The sequence below is a fragment of the Micromonospora parastrephiae genome (assembly GCF_016802865.1).
In the GTDB taxonomy this organism is placed as follows: domain Bacteria; phylum Actinomycetota; class Actinomycetes; order Mycobacteriales; family Micromonosporaceae; genus Micromonospora; species Micromonospora parastrephiae.
Genome location: NZ_JAEVHM010000321.1, coordinates 1 through 3,945, shown reverse-complemented (window position 1 = coordinate 3,945; position 3,945 = coordinate 1). Strand labels below are relative to the sequence as shown.

Genomic DNA, 3,945 nt, shown 5'->3' with positions numbered 1-3,945 from the left:
CGGAAGCCGCCCTGGCCTCGGTCCGTGCCCGCACGCCGGGACACCTTCGGCGGGCCGATCGCGCCGCCCTGCTCGACGCCCCGCCGCTCGCCGACTGCGACTGGCCTGCCGTCGCCCAGCCCGGTGCCGGACTCCCTCACGGTCTCGACGAGTCCTAGCCAGCACGCCGGCGGCCACCGGGATCAGGTCGACCCTGACCCCGGTGGTCGTGGGGTCACGCCTTCGGTCGGCGTCCGCGCGGTCGGTCGGCGGGGAGGTGGGCGTCCAGGGCTGCCACCACCACCTCGGACCGGGTGATGCGACCGCCCAGGGAGCGAGGGCCAGCGCCGAGCTGCTGCTGCACCCACCCGACCAGGGTGTCGATGACCTGGAGTTCACCGGCCAGGGGCCGGATCGGCAACTGCACCCGGCGGACCTTGGCCGCCGCCGTACGCCGCTGCGTGGAGGTGCGCCACGGGAACGGCTCGCTGGCGTCGGCAGCAGCCGGCCGGCGCGCGTCGGCGACCAAGCGAGGCAGCTCGGCCAGATGCGCGCGGAGCGCGTCGAGAACGAGCTCGGTGTTGCTGCTTGAGTTGCGCCGTGCGCGCTCGAACCGAGCCATCAACGGTGCCGGGACGCTGAGGACCGTCGGGCTGACCGCCAGCGCGGCGGGGTCGTCCAGGTCCACCGATAGGTCAGGCATCCCGGCGGCCGGGGCGCGGGTCGTCGACGTCTCCTCCGCCGTCGGCGCGGATGCTGCCCGTGCCGGAGCGGCGGGCGCAGCCTCGGTACGGCCAGCGACGGCCGCCGGCGGTTCCTCGGCGGCCGCGGGTGCCGCCTCAGCCCGGGTGGCAGGGGCCGGGCTCGCTGATTCCGTGTCATCAGGCACGCGGGGGCTAGTCGCCGGCGCAGTCAGCGCCGACACCGCCGAGGTGCGGTCAGCGCTGACCAGCCCTGCCAGGGACGCCCCACGGTTGCCGAAGCCGCCGAGCTTGGGTGCCGGCGGGGTGTAGGCGTCGTTCTCCTGCTCGCTCACGTTCACCGCCCCAACTGGCTGAACCGGGTGAAGACCTCGCCGGCGAGGTCTTCGTACTCCTGGGCGACCTTCCCGGCCTCGCTGCTGGGCACCGGCCGGCCCTTGGCGGTGCCGGCGCGAACCTCCCACCACTTCGGGCCCACCACCTGCTCCAGCTCGTGCACGAGCTGGCCACGGTCGCGGCAGGACTTGGCGACCGACGGCATGTAGCGGATGACGGAGTTGAACACCAGGGCGTCGGTACCGGCGGCGCGCAGGTCCTCCTCCAGCTCGCGCCGTACCTCCCGACGCTGCCCCACCTCGTCGCCCTTGCGGTTGACGCGGTACTGGAACCCGAACATGGCCACGCCGAGCAGCTCCAACTGCTCGTTGATCGTCAGCGCCCTACCGAACCGCTCCGCGACGCCGGACAGACCCTGCCGGCTGGCCTGGTCGAAGCTCACCGGCACCAGCGCGGCCCGGCTCGCGACCAGGACCAGGTCCTGAAGGTTGATCTCACGCGGCGGGCAGTCGATCAGGATCCAGTCGTACTCATCGGCGACCGTCGCCAGGACCTCCGCCAGAGCGAGGCGGGCCTGGTGGGCGTGGCCCCGCGCCGTCTTGCCGAAGATCATGCCGTTGACCTCGTCCAGGGCCGACCCGCCGGGGATGACGTCCAACCACGGGCGAACATCGCGCAGCCGGTGCGGCACCGTCCCCGCCTGCAAGGCCGTCATCAGCCCCTTGCCGTCGTCACCCACCTGCACGCCCTCGGGCAGCCGCCCGTCGACGGGGACGTCCTCCGGCTTGAGGTAACCGAGGTCCAGGCCAAGGTTGCCCTGCGGGTCGCAGTCGACCAGGAGCACCCGCCGCGGCGAGTTCGCCTGCTCCGCCGCCAGCGCCAGCAGACCTCCCAGGTTTGCGGTCACCGATGTCTTGCCCTGGCCGCCCTTCCCGTTCAGCACCGCCAGCACGCGGCCGAGGGACGGCCGTAGTCGACGCGACAGCTCCATCGCCGCCACGAGGTCGGGATCGGCGCCCACCATCTGCCCGAACGTCATCGGTCTGCCTTCTCTCATCGCGCAGGTTGCGTCTTCGGCCGTGTGCCTATCACCCGCGAGGCCCCTCGCGCCAGGTGCCGCGCGCCGCCGCGCGCCGAAGATCACACCCACGATGACCAGCAACATCGCCGGTTAGCACGCGAGCGGGCGCGCAACCAAGCTCGCCTGCCAGTCCACGCACGATAGGACCTGCGATACGACACGCTATAGAGCGCGCAACTACAGTCATCACTTGACAAGACATATTGTCAGCACCAGAGTGGACAGTATGACAACCAACTTTGTCCACGAGAGTGGATCTGCTACGTCGGGAGAGAAGGTGAGCACTACGGCACACACAACAGCGCACGACATCGAGCGTCAGGTGGTGCAGGACCTTGTTGCCGATCTGGCGTCGCGTATCACGAGCCAGACGGCGCGCGACAGCGCCAGCACGTCCGGGAAGCGGATCCACCTGCGGCAGCTCACTGCCTTGGTAGTCATCCGTGCAGCGGCGGAGGAGCTGGCGAACACCGCCGCATCCGAGGCCGCGCGATGCGGCGCCAACTACCCGGAGATCGGTGAAGCGTCCGGGATGACGAGGCAGGCCGCGCGTGTCCGGTGGCCCGGTCTGGTCGACCGGACGCGAACGGTCAGAAAGCCCAGTATGAACGCGACCGAAGGAGGCAACTCGATGGCCGGTAGGGAGGATTCGTGACGGTGTCGAAGGATGGTCAGTCGCACAGCGACGATGCCACTGATTCCCAGGAATCAAGCCCGGTAGTTGTCGCGCCGATGCGAACGGAGCCGGCCGAGCTGTCCGACGTCATCACCCACCCGGCGAACCCGCGCAAGGTGCTGGGCGATCTGGGTGACCTGGAGGCGTCGATTCGGGAGGTCGGCGTCATTCAACCGCCGGTGGTGCTGCCTGCGGACCGAGTCGCCGCGGCGTGGCCGAAGCACGCTGAGGAGATCGCCGGCGCGAAGTGGGTGGTGCTGGTCGCGCCCGTCGACGTACCGCAGCCGGCCGGGTCTACGGGGATGACCCGGAGGCCACGCTGAACGTGCTGGTCCGCGAGGACGCCATCGCCGACGACCCGCTGGCGCAGTTGGACGTGATGACGGCGGAGAACGTGGCCCGGGCGCCGCTGAGCCCTGTAGAGGAGGCCCGGGCCTTCGCCGAGCAGGAAGCCGTCGGGCGGAAGCAGCGCGACATCGCGGCTAAGGTCGGCTGCTCGCAGTCGCATGTGTCCAAGCGGTTGAAGCTGCTCAAGCTGCCCGAGGCGATGTTGGCCGCGTTGGAGACCGACCAGAGGCCCGGCGACGACCAGGGCGACGCGCAGGAGCCGGCCCTGCAGATCAAGGACGCGCTCGCGTTCGTCGAGGCCGCCGGAGGTGACCAGGAGCTGATGCTCGCCGCGTACCAGCTGCGCGACGACCGCCGGGCCCGCTGGAGCGCTGCGGACCTGGTCAACGAGGTCCAGCGGATCCGCGAGCGCCAGGCGGCGATCGATGCGGCTGGCAAGAAGCTGGCCGCCGAGGGCACCCCGGTCATCGCGGACCCCCTCAAGCAGTTCGGCAACGACTACTGGCAGCGCCGCCTGACCGGCGCGAAGGCGGTCGAGGCCGCCCGCAAGGCCGGCGAGCTGGCCGCCGGCGTCGACTCCTACGGGGCGGTCACGTACTACTCGACCGGCCGCAAGCCCAAGGCCGCGGACAACCGCAGCCCCGCCGAGCAGCAGCGGATCACCGACGAGAGGGAGCGCCGTAAGTCGATGACCGTGCGGGCCGAGGCCGCCGCGCTGCTGGCCGCCCGGGCGCCGAAACTGTCGAAGTCGGCGGAGGACATCATCGACGCCTGGCTGTGGGCGCCCGGCAACGAGTGCGCCCAGCTCGCGCACCGGTGGCTCG

5 protein-coding genes are annotated in these 3,945 nt (G+C 71.1%); 3 read left to right on the top strand and 2 right to left on the bottom strand.

From position 1 onward, the window contains the following. Window positions 1-214 precede the first annotated feature (214 nt). Complete coding sequence (locus JNW91_RS30260) at window positions 215-682, bottom strand: hypothetical protein (protein ID WP_238425974.1); 468 nt, start codon at window positions 680-682, stop codon at window positions 215-217. Between the two features lie 335 nt (window positions 683-1,017). After that, entirely contained in the window at window positions 1,018-2,055 is a 1,038-nt protein-coding gene (locus JNW91_RS30255) for a ParA family protein (RefSeq protein ID WP_203178903.1), read from the bottom strand. A 319-nt stretch (window positions 2,056-2,374) separates the two neighbouring features. On the opposite strand from JNW91_RS30255, the gene JNW91_RS30250 reads away from it, so the two are divergent. From JNW91_RS30250 to JNW91_RS30240, 3 genes are all read left to right on the top strand, one after another. Further along, window positions 2,375-2,752, top strand: coding sequence for a hypothetical protein (locus tag JNW91_RS30250; RefSeq protein WP_203178902.1), 378 nt, complete (start codon window positions 2,375-2,377; stop codon window positions 2,750-2,752). A 77-nt stretch (window positions 2,753-2,829) separates the two neighbouring features. Beyond that, complete coding sequence (locus JNW91_RS30245; protein ID WP_203178901.1) at window positions 2,830-3,096, top strand: ParB N-terminal domain-containing protein; 267 nt, start codon at window positions 2,830-2,832, stop codon at window positions 3,094-3,096. A 2-nt stretch (window positions 3,097-3,098) separates the two neighbouring features. Continuing rightward, on the top strand, window positions 3,099-3,945 hold an 847-nt coding region (locus tag JNW91_RS30240; RefSeq protein WP_407664412.1), incomplete at its 3' end, for a ParB/RepB/Spo0J family partition protein.